Below are 20,813 nucleotides of genomic sequence, written 5' to 3' on the forward strand. Positions count from 1 at the left end.
GGCAATAGGCGCGTCTAGCCGGTGTAGGCCAGCTTTCGCGCCGAGCTGCCGGCCCGAAGGAATTCACCGAAACGCTGCTCGCCCAGCTCCGGCGACGCCTCGCCCGCGGCGAAGGCGAGTTTCCCGGATACCAGGACGGCCGTGACCGTGTCGTCGTTGCGGTTCACCATCCGCGACAGGCCGCCGTAGGACTCAACAGGATGCTCGGCGTACCGCTCGAGCGACTCGTCGAGCTTGTCCGGATTGAGGATCACGATGTCGGCGCGGTCACCCGCACGCAGCGTGCCGGCGTCGATCTCGTACCACGCACCGAGTTCACCGGTCAGCCGGTGCACGGCGTGCTCGATCGACATGAACGGCCTGCCCTGCTTCTCGGCCTCCCGCACGTGGCGCAGCAGGCGCAGGCCCGAGTTGTAGAACGCCATGTTGCGCAGGTGCGCGCCCGCGTCCGAGAACCCCATCTGAACGCATGTGCTTTGCGCGAGCTTCTTGAGCAATTCGGGCCGGTGGTTGGAGATCGTGGTGCGCCAGCGCAGCTTTTCGCCGTGCTCGAGCACCAGGTCGAGGAACGCGTCGACCGGATGCAGGCCGCCGCGGTCCAGGCCCACCTGCCCGAAGGACTTGCCGACCACCGATTCGTCGGGGCACGCCACGATGTCGGCGTCGAAGAAGTCGCGGTGCCACACCCGGGGCCCATACTTCTGGTCGTAGTCCTTGCGGAACTGACGCCGGTAGTCCTCGTCGCGCATCAGCTCGTTGCGGGAGATCTCGTCCTGCAGGTGCAGCGCCGCGGCGCCGGAGCCGAACTCTTCAAAGATCACCAGCGAGATCCCGTCGGCGTACACCTCGAACGGCACCGGCAGATGCTGCCAGCGGAAATCCGCGCCGAGGCGGTTGACCGCTCGCCCGAGCGCGTCCATCAGGTAGATGACCGGCGGCAGGGACTTGACGTCGGCGGCCGAGAGCAGGCTGGTCTTCAACCGGCGCCGGCCCACCCCGAGCGACGTGGCCAGCTGGGAAACGATCGACAGCGGGTTCTTGATGTCGGGGCCCGACTGCAGGATCTTGTTGCGCCGCCGCAGGATCGCGTTCAAGCGCCGGAGCTCGCGGGGCTTCGCATAGGTCGACGGCAGGGTTCGCGACCGGCAGACCTCTCCGTCGAGTTTGTCGAACAGCAGTTGCTGCGAGGAGAGCCCGACGAAGCCTTCGTCGAGAGCCTCTTCGAGCATCGACTCCATCCGCGCGAGTTCGGCCGCCGACGGACGGGTGTCCTTGCGGGTCGCCCGGTCCAGGCCCATCGTCGCGGCGCGCATGTCGGAGTGCCCGATGAACGCCGCGATGTTGGGGCCGAGGTTGAGCTGCTCGAGCGCGGCCACATATTCCTTGGGGCTGGTCCATGACCGTTTGTCGTTGAGGTGCTCGATGACATAGCGCCGCGGAATGGCCTCGACGCGGCCGAAGATATCGCCCGCGTCGACGTTGTCCAGGTACACGGTGGACAGCGAGCAGGAGCCCAGCATCACCGTCGTCACGCCATGCCGCAGAGATTCGGAAAGCGCTGGCTCACAGAGTGTTTCGATGTCATAATGGGTGTGAATGTCGATGATGCCGGGCATCACCCACTGACCCGTCGCATCGATGACCCGGGCCCCGGTCGTGTCGAGCGGCCCTTTGGCGATGGTGACGACGCGGCCGTCGCGCACGCCGATGTCCCGCAGAGCCGACGGCCCGCCCGTCCCGTCGAACCAGCGGCCGTTGGTGATCACGGTGTCGTACTGCATCGGTCGGCCTCTCTGTCGCGCCGGAGCCCTCCGGATCCGCAGTGATCATACATAATGCGCATATTGTCCTGCCGTGCTATCGATGTACGACTCGGCGGTTAGCCAGCAACGATGCCGTCGCGGCAGACGTTATGATCCAGCTGTGGGGTTCACCGGCCGCGGGTTTGCCGCCCGTTAATCATGCGCAGTCACGGTTGGGCCGGAAACACGCCGGCGTCCGATGCGGAGGCGATCGAGCGCATCCTCGACGCCGCCGACAAGATCATCGACGAACGTGGGTCGGCGCTGCGGATCGCGGATGTGGCGCGGGCACTGGGGGTGACTCGGCAGACCGTCTACCGATACTTTCCCGGGACGCAGGCCTTGTTGGTGGCGTCCGCGATGCGGTCGGCCGACGGCTTCCTCGATCGCATGGCGGCCCACCTGGAGGGCGTCACCGATCCGGTGGTGGCCATCACCGAGGGAATGGCTTTCGCCGTCGAAGAGCTGGCCGCGGACAACCAGGTCGAGTTCGTGCTCAGCCAGCGCCACCGCGGCGCGCAGAAGGTATCGATCATCTCCGACACGGCCCTGGCCTTCGGTCGTTCGATGCTTCATCGCTACGACATCGATTGGGAACATTACGGTTTCGATGAAGCCGGCCTGGATGAGCTGAACGAATTCTCGCTGCGGGTTCTCCATTCCTTCCTGACCGACCCCGGACGGCCGCCGCGCAGCGGTGCCGATCTCCGGCGCTATCTCACCCGCTGGATCGGGCCGGCGATCGCCTACCCGCAGATGGTCCGCGCCATGGACGCACTGGGCGCCGCGGAGCCGCCGCGAACGCGGCGGCGCTCGTCGAAAGCTTCCTGACCGGCCCGGCGGGAACGGCGATCATGACCATACATATTCGCCGGGATGTCTGCGCGTCGCGCGGTTGTGCGGCCGATGACGTTGTCCACCGATCGAAGGAGGCCTCGACGTGGTGGGTTTGACACAGGTCGCGCTGAACAGCGCGCCCATCTTCGGTGGGGCGCTGCTCGCGGTTGCCGCCGGGCAGTTCCGCGTTCCACGCGAAGCGGCGGGTCGCGCCGAGTAGCGGCCGCTCGTCGACTCCGCCGACTTGGAGGTCTTCGTCACATCCGCGGCGGCGGCCGATCGCTCAGCGCGCGCTCCCGGGCGTCCTGTGGCAGGATCACGCTGTGCAGGCACGTCCCCTCGGTGTGTTGACTTGTGCTGTGCTGTCGCCGATTTGGGCTTCGCTCATCGGCCCGGTCACGGCGGCGTCCGCGGATCCATGCCCGGACGTCGAGGTGGTGTTCGCCCGCGGCACCACCGAGCCGCCCGGTGTCGGTCGCGTCGGACAGAACTTCGTGGACACGTTGCGTTCACACGTCGGCGGTAAGTCGGTGGGCGTGTATCCGGTCGACTATCCGGCCACCACCGACTTTCCCACCGCCGCCGACGGCATCAGCGACGCCGGCAGTCACGTCGAGCAGATGGCGGCGAATTGCCCCCGCACCAAGATGGTGCTGGGCGGCTACTCGCAGGGCGCCGCGGTGATGGGCTTCGTCACCGAAAGCGTGGTCCCGGACGGCGTGCACCTGGTGCGGGCGCTCCAGCCGATGCCGGCCGAGGTGGCCAACCACGTGGCCGCTGTGGCGCTGTTCGGCAAGCCGTCGAGTCAGTTCATGAGCATCATCAACCAGCCGCCGGTCAACATCGGGCCGCTGTATTCGGCGAAGACGCTCGAGTTGTGTGTACCCGGCGACCCGGTCTGCTCCGGCGCGGGCAACCCCGCCGCGCACCGTCAATACGTCGAAGCCGGGATGGTCGACCAGGCAGCGGATTTCGCCGCCAACCGGCTCTCGTAAGGGTCGCGGTCCTCAGTCGCTGGGCCCGTCCGTCACCGGGCTGCGCCGCCGATCATGTTGTGCACGTCGAGCACCGACCACGGCCCGGCCTCATGGTGGTCACGGTAGCCCAACAACCGCGGGGTCTGCCGGTCGAGGCTGCCGACGAAACCGCCTGCCGCAACCAGGATTTGGCCCGTCACCTCACGCGACAGGTCGCCGGCCAAATAGGCGTAGACCGGTGCGACGAACTCGGGCGGAGCGCTGTCGAGCGACGCCCGCATGGTCATCTCGTCGAGCAGCCCGCGGCGGTGCAGATCTTCGATGTGCTGCTCGTATTCGGCCCCGGTGGACAGCCGTGTCCTGGCGCCGGGGCACACCACGTTGGCCCGCACGCCGTAGGGCTTCAGTTCGGCGGCGATGGCCATCGTCAGGCCGTTGACGGCGCCCTTGCCGGCCGGATATCCCGTCCCGCCGTAGTCACCCAGGTATGCCACGGAGCTGGTGTTGACGATGGCCCCGTGGCCCTGCTCGGCCAGCACGGGGGCGGCCAGCCGGCAGGTGTGGAAGGCGGTGCCGAGGTGGCCCTTGATCAGCAGGTCGAACTGGTTCGGGGTGATCGTCAGGATCGACGAGCCGGGGGGTTCGGCGATGCCGGCGCAATTGATCAGGGTATCCAGCCGCCCGAACGCGCTGAGGCATTCGTCGATGAGCGAGCGCGCGATGCGCTCGTCGTCGGCGGCTCCGACCACCGCGGTGGCACGCCCGCCCGACGCCGTGATCGCCGCGACCGTGTCTTCCACGGCTTTCGCGTCACGCCCGTTGACGACCACGCCGGCGCCCAGGCTGCCCAGCAGCTCAGCGACCGCTCGTCCGATGCCGCGAGTGCCGCCCGATACCACCACACCGCGGCCATCCAGCCCAGGCCCGGCGCCGCTCATCGCCCGCTCCGGCAGGTGCCCCATCGGCTATCGCGTAATGTGTTGCGCGCGAAGTGCTTTCTTAGTCGAATGGAACGCGGTCGGCCGATCGGTGTCGCAAACATTAGGCGAACAGTACCCAGCCGACTCAGAGACGAGAACGGAAGCCGACATTTCGCGGCCCCTTGGCGCGCTCGAGTGTGTCAGCGGCCACCGCCCCGACGGTCGCCCTGGCGGCAACGGTGAATAAATCACGACCACTCAGAAGTACCCCGAGGTGAGCCAAATTTGTTTGCCGGCCCCGCCGGGGAACCTCGTCGGCAAGGTGCCAAGGCGACAACACCGCAGCTCGCTGCGGGTGCATCCGCTTTCATCGAGGCCACCAGGCCCGCGCCGGCGGCTTGCGGATTCCCCGGTGGTACACCGTGGAAATTGTTCAGATTTCATCTGAATCCACTACCCCAACCCCGCGCCGGGTTGGGCGAAGGGGCGTATAGTCTCCAATGAAGTCCGTTATGGACGCGTCGCCGTTTAGCTAAAAGCGGTCCAGTCAGCCGCACGGCTACTGAGCTTGGTATGGCTCCGGCGAATTAGCCCCAGTCACCTCCCCGCTCCTCCGTGCGTTGGGTAACGACCGTCCGGCGGATTGAGATGCAGTGGGGGCGAGACGTGCGCAGAGCTGCCACCTCCCATTGCACACGACTCAAGGAGAGAGTCAGCATGCAAACTTATTCTCGCGCAACCCTTTACACGATTTTTCGAGTGAGCGCAGGGTGCGCCGGCCGATGACGAATGTCATTTCTGCAACTCGTCCCGCTCCGCCACCCACCACCAAGACCGACGATTCATACGACGACGTAGTCGAAATGTTCTTGGTGTTGCAGCAATTACCCGCCGAATCACACGAGTTCGCCCACCAGCGCGAACGCATCGTTTCGCGATGCCTGCCGCTGGCGGACCACGTGGCCAGTCACTTCGCCCGCCGTGGCGAAGGCCTCGAAGACCTGATTCAGGTCGCGCGGCTAGGGCTGATGAACGCCGTCAACCGGTTCGACCCCGCGAAGGGGCCCAGCTTCATCGGGTTCGCCGTGCCCACCATGATGGGCGAGGTCCGGCGTTACTTCCGCGACTACAGCTGGGGAATGCGCGTCCCGCGGCGGCTGCGCGAGCTGCATGTGCAGATCAGCAGGACCACCGCGGATTTGTCCCAGCAGCTCGGGCGCGCGCCCACCGCGGGTGAGCTGTCTCAGGTGCTCGAGGTGCCGCGCGAGGAAATCGTCGAATGCCTCGTCGCGGGCGACGCGTATCGGCTCGACTCCCTGGACGCGCCGCTGGGCGCCGACAGTTCGGGCACGCCTCGGTCGGTGGCCGACTCGGTCGGCGACATCGATCCACAGATCGAGCACATCACCAATCGGGAAGCGTTGCGGGTGCTGGTTGCCACCCTGCCGCAGCGCGAACGCGAGGTGCTGCGCATGCGTTTCTTCGAATCCATGACGCAAAGCCAGATCGCGGAACGAATCGGCGTGTCGCAGATGCAGGTATCCCGCATCCTGGCAAACACGCTGAGTAGCCTGCGCGATCAACTCGAATAGCAGGCCGGTTCCCCAGGACGCTGCGCGGCATACCCTGCCGCGCAGCCCTGTACTGTGCGACCCGGAGGTCAATCCGACTTTGTCGCCAGGAAGACCTGGAAGGGAGCTGGATGCATGAGGATGTCACTACCGGTTTTCGGGGGTTGCGCGGTGACGAGGGCGGTGGGGTTTTGGGTGGCGGGGTGGGGCAGAAACAAGCCACAGCCGTCGCCGTCGCCGTCGAAGTCCGGATCGGCCACCTCGGCAACCTCGGCCCCCAGCAGCCCCAGCTCGGGACCGGCGTCATCGGCGCCGGCCGCGCCCAACCAGTACGCGAAGCTGCTCATCCAGCCCAGTGACATCAGCGCCCCGGTCCCCTTCACCGCCGCGCCCCCGACCGACAACCCCAACGGCCAGCCGGGCGTGGCGACCACCTTCAAGGACGACGACGGTAGCCACGCGATCAAGGTGACCATCCAGGTCTACGACGATCCCGACTCCGCCGCCAACGCCTTGAACGCCGCGAAGGGGCAACAGGGCGGCGTGATCAAGGATCCGTCCACGCAACCGTCGAACATCGGCAGCGGCGGAACGATGTTCATGGGCAACGCCCCGGACCGCAGCAAGGGTGTGGTGATACTGCTCTTCACCGAGGGCAAGGCGTTTGCCACGCTGGAATTCGACGGGCCGACCGACACGCTGGCCCCGCCGGAATTCGTCAACGACGTCGGACAGAAGCAGGACGCGGCCATCAAGAAGGGGCTCGGCAGTTAGCCGCTGCGCCAGCACCATCGAGGATCGCCAATGAACGTCATCAACGGCATGCCGGCGCACGCACTGCTGCTGCATTTCGTGTTGGTGCTGGTGCCGCTCACCGCCCTGCTGGAGATCGTGTGCGCGTTGTGGCCGGCGGCGCGGCGCGGGCAGCTGATGTGGCTGACGCTGGTGTTGGCCGTGGTCACCATGGTGTTGACGCCCATCACCATCAACGCCGGCGGATGGCTCTACGACCTGAGAACGAATCCGAGCCCGATCCTGCGCGAACACGCCCAACGGGGCGGCCTGATGGCCTACTTCTCCGCCGCGCTGCTGGTGGCCGCCGTCGTACTGGTCATCGTCCGGATGATCGAGCAGCAATCCGACACGAGCCGCGTCGCCACCAGGACGCTCGTCGCCATTTTGGTGCTGGCGGTGGGGATCGCGTCGATGGTTCAGCTCTACCGCGTGGGCGACGCCGGTGCGCAGTCGGTGTGGGGCACCGAGATCGCGCGCCTGACGAAGAATCACCCGGGCTGACGCCGCCGGGCGTGGCAAAACACGTCGGCGCCGGCCGGGCTCGGCGGCTAACAACGGGTGTGCCGGCCCGGAAACTCACCGAGCCGGCGTGAGCAAAAACAGCCGAAACCGACGCGCGCCGGCGCGTTGCTGGGCGAGGCGATAATTCGGCCAGGACGCCAGCGCCTCGGCCCACGCTTCGTCGCGCTCCGCGCCACCGAGCAGCCGCACCGCCGCCACGAAACGGTGGCCACGACGGCGCACGGTGACCCGTTGTGCCGCTTTCAGATTCGCCGACCAGGACGGGTGGCGCACGCGCCCCCAGTTCGATCCGACCAACAGCAGGCCGTCGCGGAAGGGGACGTACTGCACGGTCGCGCTGCGGGCGAGGCCGGTCTTGCGGCCCGAGATGGTGATCCGCACGTTGGGCAGGCCGGCCAGATCCAGCGCGCCGAGGCGTCCGCTGGTCAGGAACCGGAGCACGGATTCGAGGCCCTCCACGATCCGGTGACCGTTCAGGACCAGCACGCGGTAGGCCGTCGGGTGCCGGGCCAGCCGCTGCAGCGGGTTCATGGCCATGACTGTATTCGCCGGACGCGGCACGGGGGCGGCACGACGATGAAATGCGGCTGACGAAACAAGGTTTCGGTGGGCAGCGTGCGCGAACCGCCGGGATAAATAAATTGCTTGATTTAACACGACGGGCGGTGTTCACTGGGGCGATGACTGCCGAGCGGGCCACTCGCTCCGACAGGTCGACGGGCACCCGGGAGGCGATCCTGTCGGCCGCCGAGGTGCTTTTCGCCGAACGCGGCATGTACGCCGTCTCGAACCGGCAGATCAGCGAGGCCGCCGGCCAGGGCAACAACGCCGCGGCGTGCTACCACTTCGGCACCAGGGTCGACCTGCTCCGCGCGATCGAAAGCAAGCATCGCGAGCCGATCGAGGAGCTGCGCTCCCGGATGCTGGCCGCCATCGGCGATTCGACCGAGCTACGCGACTGGGTCGGCGCCCTGGTGCGCCCGTTGACCGATCACCTGTCCGCGCTGGGCACCCCGACCTGGTACGCCCGCTTCGCCGCGCAGGCCATGGCCGATCCGACCTACCGCCATGTGGTCACCAAAGACGCTTTGGCATCGCCGCTGCTGGTGCAGACCCTCGACGGCATCAACCGCTGCCTGCCGGAGCTGCCCAAGCGGGTGCGTTCGGAACGGATGGTGATGGTGCGCAACCTGCTCATGCACACCTGCGCCGAACACGAAGGCGCGCTGGCCGAACACGGACCGCGGTCGCGTTCGGCGTGGCCGGTGGCCGGCGAAGGGCTGATCGACGCGATTGTCGGTCTGTGGCGCGCGCCGGTGCACGTGGGCGCGGCCGGCGGCCAGCCGACACAGACGACCCAGACGGCCCAGACGGCGGCCGACAACCGAGGAGCACGATGACCGAAGGATCCACCGCCACCGATATCCCGGAGTTTCCGATGACACGGGCACCCGGCTGCCCGTTCGCCCCGCCTCCGAAGGTATTGGAGCTCAACGCCGGCAAGCAGTTGAGCAGGGTCCGCATCTGGGACGGCAGCACCCCGTGGCTCATCCACGGCTACGACGCGATACGTGCGCTGTTCACCGACTCCCGCACCAGCGTCGACGACCGGCTGCCCGGCTATCCGCACTGGAACGCGGGCATGCTGGCCACGGTGCACAAGCGCCCGCGCTCGGTATTCACCTCGGACGCCGAAGAGCACACCCGATTCCGCAGGATGCTGTCTAAACCGTTCACCTTCAAGCGAGTTGAAGCGCTGCGGCCGGCGGTACAAAAGATCACCGACGACCACATCGACGCCCTGCTGGCTGGCCCGAAGCCGGGCGACATCGTCAGCACCCTGTCGCTGCCGGTCCCCTCTCTTGTCATCAGTGAACTGCTGGGCGTGCCCTACGAGGACGCAGAATTCTTCCAGACCCAGGCCCAGCGGGGCATGGGCCGCTACGCCACAGAGGAGGACACCGCCCAGGGCGCCGCCTCGTTGGCGAAGTATCTGGCCAATCTGGTTCGGACCAAGATGCAAAGCCCCTCAGAGGATTTGGTGTCCGATTTGGCCGAGCGGGTCAACGCCGAAGAGATCAGCGTGCGCGAGGCCGCACAGTTGGCCACCGGCGTGCTGATCGCGGGCCACGAGACCACCGCGAACATGATCAGCCTGAGCATCGCGGCGTTGCTCGAACATCCGGATCAAGGAGCGCTGCTGCGCGACACCGATGACCCCAAGGTCGTGGCCACCGCGGTCGAAGAGCTGATGCGCTACCTGAGCATCATCCAGACCGGTCAGCGGCGAATCGCCGTCGAGGACATCGAGATTGGCGGCGAGACCATCCACGCCGGCGACGGCATCATCCTGGACGTCGCCCCGGCCAACTGGGATGACCGCCAATTCCCCAACCCCGACCGGCTCGACCTGCTCCGCGAGGACGGGCCCCACGTCGGGTTCGGCTACGGTCGCCATCAGTGTGTCGGTCAACAGCTGGCCCGGATGGAGTTGCAGATCGTCCTGCCCGCGCTGCTGCGCCGCATTCCGACACTGCGGCTTGCCGTGCCCCTGAACGATCTGCCGTTCAAACACGACGCACTGGCCTACGGACTCTACGAACTACCCGTGACATGGTGAAGCCCGATCTGTCGCTCGACATTCCAGATCTGCGGGGCAGATCGGCCGTCGTGACCGGAGCCAACAGCGGTTTGGGGTTCGGGCTGGCGAAGCGGCTGTCGGCCGTAGGTGCCGACGTCGTGATGGCGATCCGCGACCGGGTCAAGGGCGAACGGGCGATCGCCGAGATCCGCCGGGAGGTGCCGCAGGCCAAGCTCAGCATCAGGCAACTCGACCTGTCGTCGCTGTCCAGCGTCGCCGCCCTGGGTGAGGAGCTGACCGCCGCCGGTCGCCCGATCGACATCCTGATCAACAACGCGGGCGTCATGACACCCCCGCAACGGCAGCAGACCAGCGACGGGTTCGAATTACAGTTCGGGGCAAACCATTTGGGACATTTCGCGTTGACCCGACGGTTGCTGGGTCCGCTGCGGGCGGCGGGGTCCGCACGGGTGGTGACGGTCAGCAGCATCGCCGCCACCCAGGGCAATCTCGACTTCGGCGACGTCAACGCCCAACGCGGCTACAAGCCCATGCACTCCTACGGGGTGGCCAAATTGGCGCAGCTGATGTTCGCCGTCGAGTTGGACCGGCGCAGCCGCGCGGGCGGGTGGGGATTGATGTCCAACGCCGCCCATCCCGGCCTGACCAAGACCAATCTGCTCAGCGGCGCGTCGTACGGCCGCGCCACACCGACGTTGCAGGCCCGGCTGACGCGGCTGACGTGGCGGCTGCTGCCGTTCATGTGGCTCGAAGTCGACGAGGGCATCAAGCCGACCCTCTACGCCGCGGTGTCGCCGGACGCGCAGGGCGCCGCCTACTACGGACCGCGCGGCTTCTACGAAACGGTCAGGGGTGGCGTCACTTTCGCGAATGTCCCCCCGCTGGCGCGCAGCGAGCCCGATATGCGACGGCTGTGGCAGCTCTCCGAACAGCTCACCGGTGTCAGCTATCCGGGTTGACATCAGAAAGTGGTGATAGATGGCGTTCGTCGGTCGCAGTGACGTCAAAGACCCTGGCGCGCAGCAGGACCAGTGGGAACGGGTGGCGCGCCGGCGCGAGCGGTTGTACGCCGACGACGAACAGTTCCGCAACACCAAGCCCGACGACGAAATCGCCGCCGCCGCACGCGCACCCGGATTGCGGATCGCCGAGGTGATGGCGACGGTCCTGCAGGGCTACGCGGGGCGTCCGGCGCTCGGTCAACGCGCCCGGGAAGTCATCACCGATCCCGCCACCGGCCGATCGGCGCTGCACTTCTTGCCGCGCTTCGAGACCATCACGTACGCCGACCTGTGGGCGCGCGTGCGGGCCACCGCCGCCGATTGGCATCACCACGAACGCCACCCGGTGCGCGCCGGCGACTTCGTCTGCGTGCTGGGATTCGCCAGCATCGACTACACCGCCATCGAGTGCGCGTGCATCCACCTCGGTGCCGTGGTCGTGCCCCTGCAGACCAGCGCGCCGGCCGCACAGCACGCGCCGATCCTCGCCGAGACCCGGCCGCGAATCCTGGCGGTGGGCATCGACAATCTCCCCAGCGCCGTCGAGGCGACGCTGGCGGGCGCCGCGCCGGACCGCCTGATCGTCTTCGATTACGAGCCGCGCGACGACGACCAGCGGGCCGGTTTCGAGGCCGCGGTCGCGCGGCTGTCCGAGGCGGGCAGTGCGCTGGCCGTCGAGACGGTCGACGCCGCCGCCACCCATCTCGCGGTCCTGCCGCCCGCGCCCCTGCACGTCGCCGCGGAGGGCGAAGACCCGTTGGCATGGGTGTTCTACACGTCGGGCAGCACCGGCACGCCCAAGGGCGCGATGTTCACCGAAAGTCTGTGCATCGGTATCTGGTTGGCGCAGTCCGACCAGCCCGTCATCACCTTGAGCTACATGCCGATGAGTCATTTGATCGGTTACGGGTATGTCATCCTGACCCTGGCCAACGGGGGCATCAGTTATTTCGCCGCCAAGAGCGATCTCTCGACCCTGTTCGAGGACCTGGCGCTGGTGCGGCCCACCTCCCTGAGCCTGGTGCCGCGGGTGTGCGAGATGTTCTTCCACCACTACCAGCGCGAACTGGACCGCGCCCTGATGGCCGGCGCCGACCCCGATGCCGCGGGCGCGCAGATCACCACGGCCATCCGGGAGGAGATCCTGGGCGGACGCGTGCTGGCGGTCGGCTGCGGCTCGGCCGCGTTGTCGCCGGAGATCAAGGAGTTCATGGAAGAGGTGCTAGATCAGCACCTGCTGATCGGCTATTCGTCCACCGAGATCGCCGGCGGAATGATCGTGGCCGACGAGCACGTGCTGCGGCCGCCGGTGATCGACTACAAGCTTCTCGACGTGCCCGAGCTCGGCTACTTCAACACCGACAAGCCTTATCCGCGAGGGGAATTGGCGGTCAAATCGGCGCGCTTCATGGCCGGCTACTACAACCGGCCCGACCTGACCGCCACCATGTTCGACGAGGACGGCTACTACAAGACCGGCGACATCATGGCCGAGGTCGGCCCGGACCGGCTGCGCTACGTCGACCGCCGCAACAACGTGATCAAGCTCGCCCAGGGTGAGTTCGTCGCGGTCTCCCGCCTCGAGGCGCTGTACTCGACCAGCCCGCTGGTCCATCAGATCTACATCTACGGCAACAGCGCCCGGTCGTTCCTGCTCGCCGTGGTGGTGCCGACCGACGGCGACGCCGACGCGTCCGCGATCGCCCAGTCACTGCGCCAGGTCGCCCGCGACAACCACCTCAACGGTTACGAACTCCCCCGCGACTTCCTGATCGAGACGGAGCCGTTCAGCCTGGCCAACGGCTTGCTGTCCGGGGTCGGAAAGTTCTTGCGGCCCAAGCTCAAAGCCCGCTACGGCGATCGGCTGGAGCAGCTCTACGCGCGGATGGCCGACGACCAACTCGGGCAGCTGCGCGCCCTGCGCACCGGCGGCGCCGATCAGCCGGTGCTGGCGACCGTCACCAAAGCGGTGCAGGCCACCCTCGGGGTGTCCGCGGCCGACGTGTCCCCGGAGGCGAGGTTCATCGACCTGGGCGGCGATTCCCTTTCGGCGCTGACCTTTTCGACCCTGCTCGCCGACATCTACGGCATCGAGGTCCCGGTCGGCGTGGTCATCGACCCGACCGGCGACCTGCTCACCATCGCCGGCCACATCGAACGCCTTCGCGCCCCGGGCGCCGCCCGGCCCACGTACGCGTCCGTGCATGGCGCCGCCACCACCGAGGTGCACGCCGAGGACCTGACCCTGGACAGGTTCATCGACGACGACATCCTGAAGTCGGCGATGCTGCTGTCGCAGCCGACAGCCGAGGTTCGCACCGTCTTGCTCACCGGCGCAACCGGATTCCTGGGCCGGTTCCTCGCCATGGAATGGCTCGAGGCCCTCGCCGAATCGGGCGGCACCCTGATCTGCCTGACCCGCGGCGCCGACCCCGCGCAGGCCCGTCAGCGCATCGAAGCGGTGCTGGGTTCGGACACCGCGCTGCTGGAACGCTTCCGCGCCCTGGCCGCCGAGCACCTCGAAGTCGTCGCCGGTGACCTCGGCGAGCCGAGGTGCGGGCTGGACGAGGCGACGTGGCGGCGCCTGACCGACACGGTCGATCTCGTCGTGCATCCGGCGGCGCATGTCAACCACGTGCTGCCCTACCGCCAGTTGTTCGCGCCCAACGTGGTGGGCACCGCCGAAATCATCCGGCTGGCAATCACGCGCCGGCTCAAGCCGATTCACTATGTCTCCACGATGGGGGTCAGCGCCGTCGCGCATCAGCTCGTGGACGAGGACACCGACATCCGCCGTTCGGTGCCCAGCTGCACGGTCGACGGCGGCTACGCCAATGGCTACGGGATCAGCAAGTGGGCCGGCGAGGTCCTGATGCGCGAGGCACACGACCTGTGCGGCCTGCCCATTGCGGTGTACCGGCCCGGCATGATCCTGGCCGACACCCGCTACGCGGGACAGCTCAACGTGCCCGACATCTTCACCCGGTTGCTGTTCAGCCTGGTCGCCACCGGAGTCGCCCCGCGCTCGTTTTATCGGGGTGGCGGCGAGCGGCCGCATTACGAGGGCCTGCCCGTCGACTTCCTGGCCGACGCGATCGCCGCGATCGGGCCACAGCACGGCAGCAGCTTCGACACCTACAACACGACCAATCCGCACGACGACGCGATCTCGCTGGACACGTTCGTCGACTGGATCATCGCTGCGGGATTTCCCATGGAGAAGATCGACGATTATGCGACCTGGCTCGCCCGGTTCGAGACGGCCATGCGCGCGCTTCCGGAGAATCAGCGTGGCCACTCGGTGCTGGCGGTGCTCGACGTCTACCGTGAACCCATGGCCGCGGTGGCGGGATCGCCAGTGCCCGGAGCGCGATTCCGGGAAGCCGTCCACGCCGCCGGGCGCGCGATTCCCCACCTGTCGAGGGAGCTGATCGACAAATACCTGGCCGATCTCCAGCGGATAGGCGTGCTGACCCGCTGAACGCCAACCGATCTGGAAACGAAGGGACGATGATGTCCAGCCCAGCCTCAACACTTTACCCCGAGGGCGTGATCGGTGCACCCAAGGACCGGCGCGGTCACGCGGCGGAGTTCCGCACCGGCCTGCCGGCGGGTACCGAGGTGTTCTCCGCCGACAACCACATCTCGGTGGCCGACGACATCTTCTACGAGGGCTTTCCCGCCGAGCTGAAGGATCAGGCGCCCCGGATCTGGTATGAGGACGGCGCGTATTTGCTCGGCCCACCCGGGCAATCGATGGTGGTGGGCGATTTCAGTGCGGTGCTCATGCAATACGACGATCTGGCCGGGGCGGCCTCCAACAATGTCGATGCCCGGGTTCGCGAGCTCGCCGAGGACGGCGTCGACAAGGAACTGGCCTTTCCCAACGCGGTGCTTGCCCTGTTCCACCACCCCGATCACGAGATTCGCGAGCGGGTCTTTCGCGTCTACAACGAGCACATCGCCGGCGTTCAGGAGCGCTCCGACGGGCATTGCTACGGGGTCGGGCTGATCAACTGGTGGGACCCGGCCGGGGCGCGGCGCACGCTCACCGAGCTGAAGGCCTTGGGGCTCAAGACGTTTCTGATGCCGATCAGCCCCGGCAATGATCGCGACGGGCAGCTCATCGACTATTCGAGCACGGCGATGAGCGCGGTGTGGGACGAGATCGAGGAGGCCGAGCTGCCCGTCACCCACCACATCGGCGAGAGCCAACCCAAGTTCCCCAGCGAGGTCAACAGCGTCGCGGTGGCCATGATGGTCAACATCGACTCGTTCCGGGAGATGTTCTCCAAGTACATCTTCGGCGGCATCCTGGACCGGCATCCGCGACTGCGGATCGGCTGGTTCGAGGGCGGCATCGCCTGGGTGCCGACGGCCCTGCAGGACGCCGAGCACGTTCTCGCCTCCTACCGGCACATGCTGGCCCACCAGCCGGCTCGGGACATCCGCCAATACTGGGACACGCATATGTGCGCCTCGTTCATGGTCGATCCGCTGGGGCTGCGGCAGATCGACGAGATCGGTATCGACAAGGTGATGTGGTCGTCCGATTACCCGCACAACGAAAGCACTTTCGGCTACTCGGAAAGGTCGCTGGCCGTCGTCGTCGACGCGGTCGGCCCCCAGGATGCCGTTCGGGTTGTCGGCGGCAACATCAGGAGATTTCTGGGAGTACCCGCATGACGAATTCGGTTACCGCCCAGGCCTCGGTACTCGACGTCCCCGATGAACCGGACTGGGCGCGGATGCGCACCGAGATCGGCGCTCGACTGCGATCCGCCATGGCCGAACACGGTGTCGACGCGCTGATCCTGCTGATGAACGGCTACGTCGGCTACGCGACCGGCGCCAGCTGGCCGCTTCTGGACGCCGGCCTGTCACACGTGGAGCGTCCGGTCGCCGTCGTGCTCGCCGACGACGTGCATCCGCACCTGTTCATGCCGTTCCGCAGCGGGGCATCCGCGGAGTATCCCGTGCCCGACGACCACCTGCACGGGCCCGCCTACCTCGAATTCGACCATGGCGTACAGGATTTCGCCCGGAAGCTGGCCGGGCTCATCCCGCCGGACGCGAACGTCGCCGTCGACGAACTCACCGGAGCGATGCGCCGCGCGGCGTCCACGCTGTTCCCCGCCGGCCCGCCGATGGATGCGGCGAGCGTGGTCGGCGCCGCGCAATTGGTGAAGACCCGCGACGAGTTGTCCTGCCTGCGCCGGGCCGCCCGGATCACCGAGCGGGCGATCGTCGACGTGCAGCAGGCGCTGAAGCCCGGTGTACGTCAGATCGATCTCTCGGCGACCTTCGTGCGTCGCGCGTTCGAGCTGGGCGCCACCACCAACATGCTGGAGGCCATCTGGCAGGTGATGCCGAGCTCGCGGGAAGCCGGAGTGTGGACGACGCACGGCGACCTCGCGTTGCCGCTGCTGCCCACCGATCGGGAACTGGCCGCCGGCGACGTGCTGTGGACCGACATCAGCATCACCTACCACGGATACTGCTCGGACTTCGGCCGCACGTGGGTGGTCGGCGAGGCGCCGACGCCACGACAGCAAGACCAATTCCGGCAGTGGCGCACCATTGTGGACGCCGTGCTCGCGGTCACCAAAGCCGGCGTGACCTCAGGCGAGCTGGCGCGCGCGGCGATCACGGCCAACGGCGGTCGCAAGCCGTGGCTGCCGCATTTCTATCTGGGCCACGGCATCGGCACCTATCCCGCCGAGGCGCCGATGATCGGGACGGATCTCGGCAAGGAGTTCGACGACAACTTCGTCTTCCCGCCCGGCATGGTTCTCGTGCTGGAACCCGTGGTGTGGGAGGACGGAACCGGCGGCTACCGCAGTGAGGAGATCGTGGTAATCACCGAAGACGGCTACGCGCCGATCACCGACTACCCGTACACCCCCTATGGCGACTGAAGTTCTGCCCGACGCACGCGCGCTGCGGTCGGGCCGCAGGGAACGGGCGCTGGCCGCGATGGACAAGCACGGCCTGGACATCCTGGTGTTGGGTCGGCAGGCCAACATCCGTTACGTCACCGGCGCGCCGCAGCTGTGGATTGCCGGGACGCGGCCGTTCGGTCCGATGTGTGTGCTGGTGCGTGCCACCGGGGACATCTACCTCAACAGCACCGACGACGAGGGCGTTCCGGAGGAGATCGGCCACGATCACCTGTACGGGCTGGCCTGGAACCCGATGACGCTCATCGATGTCCTGAAGAAGGTCGACGGCGCCGAGGCTGCGCGGCGAGTCGGAACCGACGCCATCACACCAACTTTCGCGGCGCTGCTGCCCGACGCGTTCCCCAATGCCGAGCTCGTCGACGCCGAGCCGGCGATGCGGGCTGCGCGACGCATCAAGACGCCCGGTGAGATCGCGGCGATGGATCACGCCTTGCGCGTCGCCGAACACGGATTGACCACCGCCCTAGGCGAATTGGCGCCGGGCGTTTCGGAGCGGACGCTGGCCGGGGTGATGATGGAGGCGATGGCCGCGGGCGGGGTCAGCACGCCGGCCACCCAGGATGCCGCGTGGGTCACCTCGCGGGAGCAGCCGTGGCGGCGCTCTGCTACGCACGAGGTCGCGTCAGGCGACCTCGTGGCGTTCGCCGCGGGCGCGCTGGCGAATGGCTACGTCGCCGAGGTGGGCCGCACCTGGCCGGCCGGCGATACCGTCACCGAAGAGGTCCGCGCGCTCTTCGGGCGCTCGGATGGGTTGTACGACAGCATGCTTGCCGCATGTCGGCCCGGCGCGTCCACCCGCGATCTGCTGGCCGCCTACGAGGGAGCGGGTGAGCCGATCCCGCCGATGCCGGTCGCGCATGGGTTGGGGCTGGGTTTCGACCCGCCGGTGGTGTCCGAAACGCTCGTAGCCGCAGGCGAGCACGATGTGCTCGAGGCCGGGATGGTGTTGGCGATCACCGGGTATGTGTGGCAACGGGGCGTCGGCGCGGTGTTCCGTCGAGACACCGTGCACATCATCGCTGATGGCGTCGACGTGCTGACCGCGAGCCCGTCGTGGAGCTAGTCCGGTTAGGCGTAACGCCAATTCTTGGATCATCTGATTTCGAATTCCCTTGCACCACTTTGGTTTCACCAGTCACAAAGCGCCAGTGTTTGTCGGTACCCCTTCATAAAATCGGGGCATGGGTGCGAGCAGTCGCGAAGACGTCGTCGAGGTCTTCGACGCGCTTGATGCCGACTTGGATCGCGCCTGCGAGTTGTCGTTTGACGCACTGACTGCGCCCGAGCAATTGGCGCTGTTGGAGCGCTGCGAGAAGGTGCGTCGCAGGTTGCCGGCAGTCGAGCATCCGCTGATCAATTCCCTTGCCCGCCAAGCGTCGTCGGAGGAGCTCAGCGGCACGCTCTCGCACGCGATCGCGGAGACGACGCTGATCAGCCGCGCTGAAGCATCCCGACGCATTAAGGAGGCGCGGGATCTGGGCCCGCGCCATGGCCTCACCGGTGAACCCGTGGCACCGGCCCTGGCCGCCACCGCGGCCGCGCAACGCGACGGCGCGCTCGGCACCGGCCAGGTCTCGGCGATCCGAAAGTTCTATCACCAGCTGCCCGGCTGGATCGACGCGGCCACCCGCGAGCAGGCCGAGGCCAAACTCGCCACGGAGGGAACCCGGTATCGGCCCGAGCAACTCGGCAAGCTGGCCAGCACCCTGGCCGATTGCCTGAACCCCGACGGCACCTATACCGACGAAGACCGGGCTCGGCAGCGCGGCCTGACGCTGGGCAACCAGCAAGCCGACGGCATGTCGCAGCTGCGTGGCTGGCTCACCCCCGAGGCGCGCGCCACGTTCGAAGCCGTCTTGGCCAAACTAGCCGCGCCGGGCATGTGCAATCCCCTGGACGACACCCCGTGCGTGGACGGCGCGCCCACCCAAGAGGCGATCGAGCGCGACCCGCGATCCGCCGCACAACGCAACCACGACGGACTCAACGCGGCTCTCCGAGGAGTACTCGCGTCGGGAGAGCTGGGGCAGCACAACGGCTTACCGGCCTCCATTATCGTGACAACCACGCTCCAAGAGCTCGAATCCGTCACCGGGCGCGGCTTGACCGGCGGGGGCACTATGCTGCCGATGAGCGACGTGATCCGCCTGGCCCGCCACGCACATCACTACTTGGCGATCTTCGACAAGGGTAAGGCCCTGGCGCTGTATCACACCAAACGCCTCGCCTCACCGGGACAGCGAATCGTCCTGTACGCCAAGGATCGCGGCTGCTCGGCGCCTGGGTGCACCACGCCCGGCTACCACTGCCAAGTCCACCACGTCACCGACTACGCCATATGCCACACCACCGACGTCAACGACCTCACCTTCGCCTGTGGACCGCAGCACCGCCTCCTGCGACCCGGCGGCTGGACCACCCGCAAGAACGCCCGAGGTGATACCGAATGGCTGCCGCCTCCGCATCTGGACCGGGGACGGCCCCGCATCAACGTGTTTCACCATCCCGAGAAGCTGCTACGCGACAGCGACGACGACGTGCCCTAGGCGACGCGCCCTTCCTCGGCCAGTGCCTCGTCGAGCAAGTCGCCCAGCGGGTGGCGCTGCCACAGCAACAGCAGGTTCGACAGCATCTGCAGGGGCGCGCGCACGCCCTCGTCATCCCTGATCCGCGGGTCGGTCCGGCTGCTCGGCGCGACGTCGAATCGCTTACGTATCAACGCCGGTACGTCCAGCAGCCAGGCCACACCCATCACCGCCGCGTACAGCAGCGTGTGCCGGCGCAGCCGGTCCGGCTCCAGGCGCGGACCGCCGCAGCGCTCGAATTCGGCGACGAACAGCGCCAGCAGGTCGTTGAGATGGGTGTCCCACATCTCGTTCTCGGCGCCCGACATCGCCCCCCACAGCGCCATCCCCAGGTTCATCTGGCTGACGCATCCCCAGTCCATCAGGCCGCAGCGCAGGCTGTCGGTGCCGTCCCGCCAGAACCACGCGTTGTCGATATTGGCGTTCCAGTGACACAGCGCGATGTAATCGCCGTCGGCGGCCAGGTGACCCGCGACCGCGTCCTCGAACAGGGCCACCCGCGGCGCCTCATCGGCCAACCGCGCCAAGAACTCCGGGGACCCCACGCCGGCCGGCACCAGGCCGCGATGGGCGTCGGCGAATTCACCCAGCTGTGTGACCCGTCGCTGCAATTTTTCCATCGACAGCGGTGCCCGCTCTCCCACCGTCGCGGCCTGCACGTCCAGCGGAAAGTGCTCGGCCTGTTCCGCGGGCAGCCGACCGGACCGGTGCGTGCCGGCAAGCCGCGCCAGCGCGGTCAGCAGCGCGCGGTAATGCTCCACCGGCTCGGGCAGCTCGTAGTCGAGGCACTTGTGGTATTGCGGTTCGATCCCGTTCGCGCCGAAGTTGATTCGTTCGGCGATCAATATTCCGGTGCCGGTCGGGGCATGATAATCGGCGAACTGCGGGCTGGGCACCGCGATGGGGAATCCGGGCGCTCGTGCCAAGGAGGCGAACCGAACCTCGGCCTGCATCTGAGTTTTTCCGCGGTCGCGCACCGGGTCGTCGAGATCCCGGGAGAACTTGACGAACAGCTCGGTGTGCAGACCCGGTGCGGGCCGGTCGTATTCGATCGACAGCGCCGCCTTGCGTCCGGTGCTGCCACCGGCGATCTCCCGGAATTCGGTGATCCGTGCGACGCTGTTCTCGGTGAGCACCCCGGAGGCACGAAACGCGTTGGTCAGGAACGACACTCCCCCGCCGAGCAACCCGGCGGGGTCGGCCGGGAACGGCAATCCGTGGTGATCACCGATCACCCA

The 20,813-nt window shown here is 67.4% G+C and carries 17 protein-coding genes; 13 read left to right on the forward strand and 4 right to left on the reverse strand.

Going from position 1 to position 20,813, the window contains the following annotated elements:
- Nucleotides 1-14 precede the first annotated feature (14 nt).
- Nucleotides 15-1,781, reverse strand: coding sequence for an N-acyl-D-amino-acid deacylase family protein (locus tag ACYQ8K_RS00165; protein ID WP_459966312.1), 1,767 nt, complete (start codon nucleotides 1,779-1,781; stop codon nucleotides 15-17).
- A gap of 180 nt (nucleotides 1,782-1,961) precedes the next feature.
- Here ACYQ8K_RS00165 and ACYQ8K_RS00170 point away from each other — a divergent pair, with 180 nt between their 5' ends.
- On the forward strand, nucleotides 1,962-2,633 hold the full coding sequence (locus ACYQ8K_RS00170; protein ID WP_459966313.1) for a TetR/AcrR family transcriptional regulator: 672 nt from the start codon (nucleotides 1,962-1,964) through the stop codon (nucleotides 2,631-2,633).
- A 365-nt stretch (nucleotides 2,634-2,998) separates the two neighbouring features.
- Nucleotides 2,999-3,634, forward strand: coding sequence for a cutinase family protein (locus ACYQ8K_RS00175; protein WP_459966314.1), 636 nt, complete (start codon nucleotides 2,999-3,001; stop codon nucleotides 3,632-3,634).
- A gap of 32 nt (nucleotides 3,635-3,666) precedes the next feature.
- On the opposite strand, the gene ACYQ8K_RS00180 is transcribed toward ACYQ8K_RS00175, so the two are convergent.
- The gene (locus tag ACYQ8K_RS00180) at nucleotides 3,667-4,578 is read right to left on the reverse strand and encodes an SDR family NAD(P)-dependent oxidoreductase (protein ID WP_459966315.1); all 912 of its coding nucleotides are present in this window, start codon (nucleotides 4,576-4,578) and stop codon (nucleotides 3,667-3,669) included.
- 740 nt (nucleotides 4,579-5,318) lie between these two features.
- On the opposite strand from ACYQ8K_RS00180, the gene ACYQ8K_RS00185 reads away from it, so the two are divergent.
- The 3 genes from ACYQ8K_RS00185 to ACYQ8K_RS00195 all read left to right on the forward strand — a co-directional run bounded on the left by ACYQ8K_RS00185 (nucleotide 5,319) and on the right by ACYQ8K_RS00195 (nucleotide 7,403).
- Nucleotides 5,319-6,128: a SigB/SigF/SigG family RNA polymerase sigma factor gene (locus tag ACYQ8K_RS00185; RefSeq protein ID WP_459966316.1), complete on the forward strand. Its 810-nt coding sequence runs from the start codon at nucleotides 5,319-5,321 to the stop codon at nucleotides 6,126-6,128.
- Between the two features lie 114 nt (nucleotides 6,129-6,242).
- Nucleotides 6,243-6,881, forward strand: coding sequence for a hypothetical protein (locus ACYQ8K_RS00190; protein WP_459966317.1), 639 nt, complete (start codon nucleotides 6,243-6,245; stop codon nucleotides 6,879-6,881).
- A gap of 30 nt (nucleotides 6,882-6,911) precedes the next feature.
- Nucleotides 6,912-7,403, forward strand: coding sequence for a DUF2231 domain-containing protein (locus ACYQ8K_RS00195; RefSeq protein ID WP_459966318.1), 492 nt, complete (start codon nucleotides 6,912-6,914; stop codon nucleotides 7,401-7,403).
- 75 nt (nucleotides 7,404-7,478) lie between these two features.
- Here ACYQ8K_RS00195 and ACYQ8K_RS00200 read toward each other — a convergent pair whose 3' ends face one another.
- On the reverse strand, nucleotides 7,479-7,955 hold the full coding sequence (locus ACYQ8K_RS00200) for a nitroreductase family deazaflavin-dependent oxidoreductase (protein ID WP_459966319.1): 477 nt from the start codon (nucleotides 7,953-7,955) through the stop codon (nucleotides 7,479-7,481).
- A 134-nt stretch (nucleotides 7,956-8,089) separates the two neighbouring features.
- Here ACYQ8K_RS00200 and ACYQ8K_RS00205 point away from each other — a divergent pair, with 134 nt between their 5' ends.
- The 8 genes from ACYQ8K_RS00205 to ACYQ8K_RS00240 all read left to right on the forward strand — a co-directional run bounded on the left by ACYQ8K_RS00205 (nucleotide 8,090) and on the right by ACYQ8K_RS00240 (nucleotide 19,536).
- Nucleotides 8,090-8,824 carry a TetR family transcriptional regulator gene (locus tag ACYQ8K_RS00205; protein ID WP_459966320.1) on the forward strand — a complete coding sequence of 245 codons (735 nt, stop codon included), beginning with the start codon at nucleotides 8,090-8,092 and terminating at the stop codon, nucleotides 8,822-8,824.
- On the forward strand, nucleotides 8,821-10,044 hold the full coding sequence (locus ACYQ8K_RS00210) for a cytochrome P450 (RefSeq protein ID WP_459966321.1): 1,224 nt from the start codon (nucleotides 8,821-8,823) through the stop codon (nucleotides 10,042-10,044). Before ACYQ8K_RS00205 ends, ACYQ8K_RS00210 begins: the two co-directional genes overlap by 4 nt.
- Complete coding sequence (locus ACYQ8K_RS00215; RefSeq protein ID WP_459966322.1) at nucleotides 10,038-10,985, forward strand: SDR family oxidoreductase; 948 nt, start codon at nucleotides 10,038-10,040, stop codon at nucleotides 10,983-10,985. The genes ACYQ8K_RS00210 and ACYQ8K_RS00215 overlap by 7 nt, the downstream gene beginning before the upstream one ends.
- Nucleotides 10,986-11,004: 19 nt before the next feature.
- Nucleotides 11,005-14,508, forward strand: a complete 3,504-nt coding sequence (gene car / locus ACYQ8K_RS00220; RefSeq protein ID WP_459966323.1) for a carboxylic acid reductase — start codon at nucleotides 11,005-11,007, stop codon at nucleotides 14,506-14,508.
- 32 nt (nucleotides 14,509-14,540) lie between these two features.
- Nucleotides 14,541-15,713 (forward strand): amidohydrolase family protein, encoded by a 1,173-nt coding sequence (locus ACYQ8K_RS00225; RefSeq protein WP_459966591.1) that lies wholly within the window; start codon nucleotides 14,541-14,543, stop codon nucleotides 15,711-15,713.
- Nucleotides 15,710-16,945 carry a M24 family metallopeptidase gene (locus ACYQ8K_RS00230; RefSeq protein WP_459966324.1) on the forward strand — a complete coding sequence of 412 codons (1,236 nt, stop codon included), beginning with the start codon at nucleotides 15,710-15,712 and terminating at the stop codon, nucleotides 16,943-16,945. The genes ACYQ8K_RS00225 and ACYQ8K_RS00230 overlap by 4 nt, the downstream gene beginning before the upstream one ends.
- Entirely contained in the window at nucleotides 16,935-18,053 is a 1,119-nt protein-coding gene (locus tag ACYQ8K_RS00235; RefSeq protein ID WP_459966325.1) for a M24 family metallopeptidase, read from the forward strand. Before ACYQ8K_RS00230 ends, ACYQ8K_RS00235 begins: the two co-directional genes overlap by 11 nt.
- Before the next feature lie 118 nt (nucleotides 18,054-18,171).
- Nucleotides 18,172-19,536, forward strand: a complete 1,365-nt coding sequence (locus ACYQ8K_RS00240; protein WP_459966326.1) for an HNH endonuclease signature motif containing protein — start codon at nucleotides 18,172-18,174, stop codon at nucleotides 19,534-19,536.
- Here ACYQ8K_RS00240 and ACYQ8K_RS00245 read toward each other — a convergent pair.
- A complete protein-coding gene (locus tag ACYQ8K_RS00245; RefSeq protein WP_459966592.1) occupies nucleotides 19,533-20,810 on the reverse strand; it encodes a hypothetical protein in 1,278 nt (425 codons plus the stop codon). The genes ACYQ8K_RS00240 and ACYQ8K_RS00245 overlap by 4 nt on opposite strands.
- Between the last annotated feature and the right edge of the window lie 3 nt (nucleotides 20,811-20,813).

The organism is Mycobacterium sp. MUNTM1, assembly GCF_054660795.1.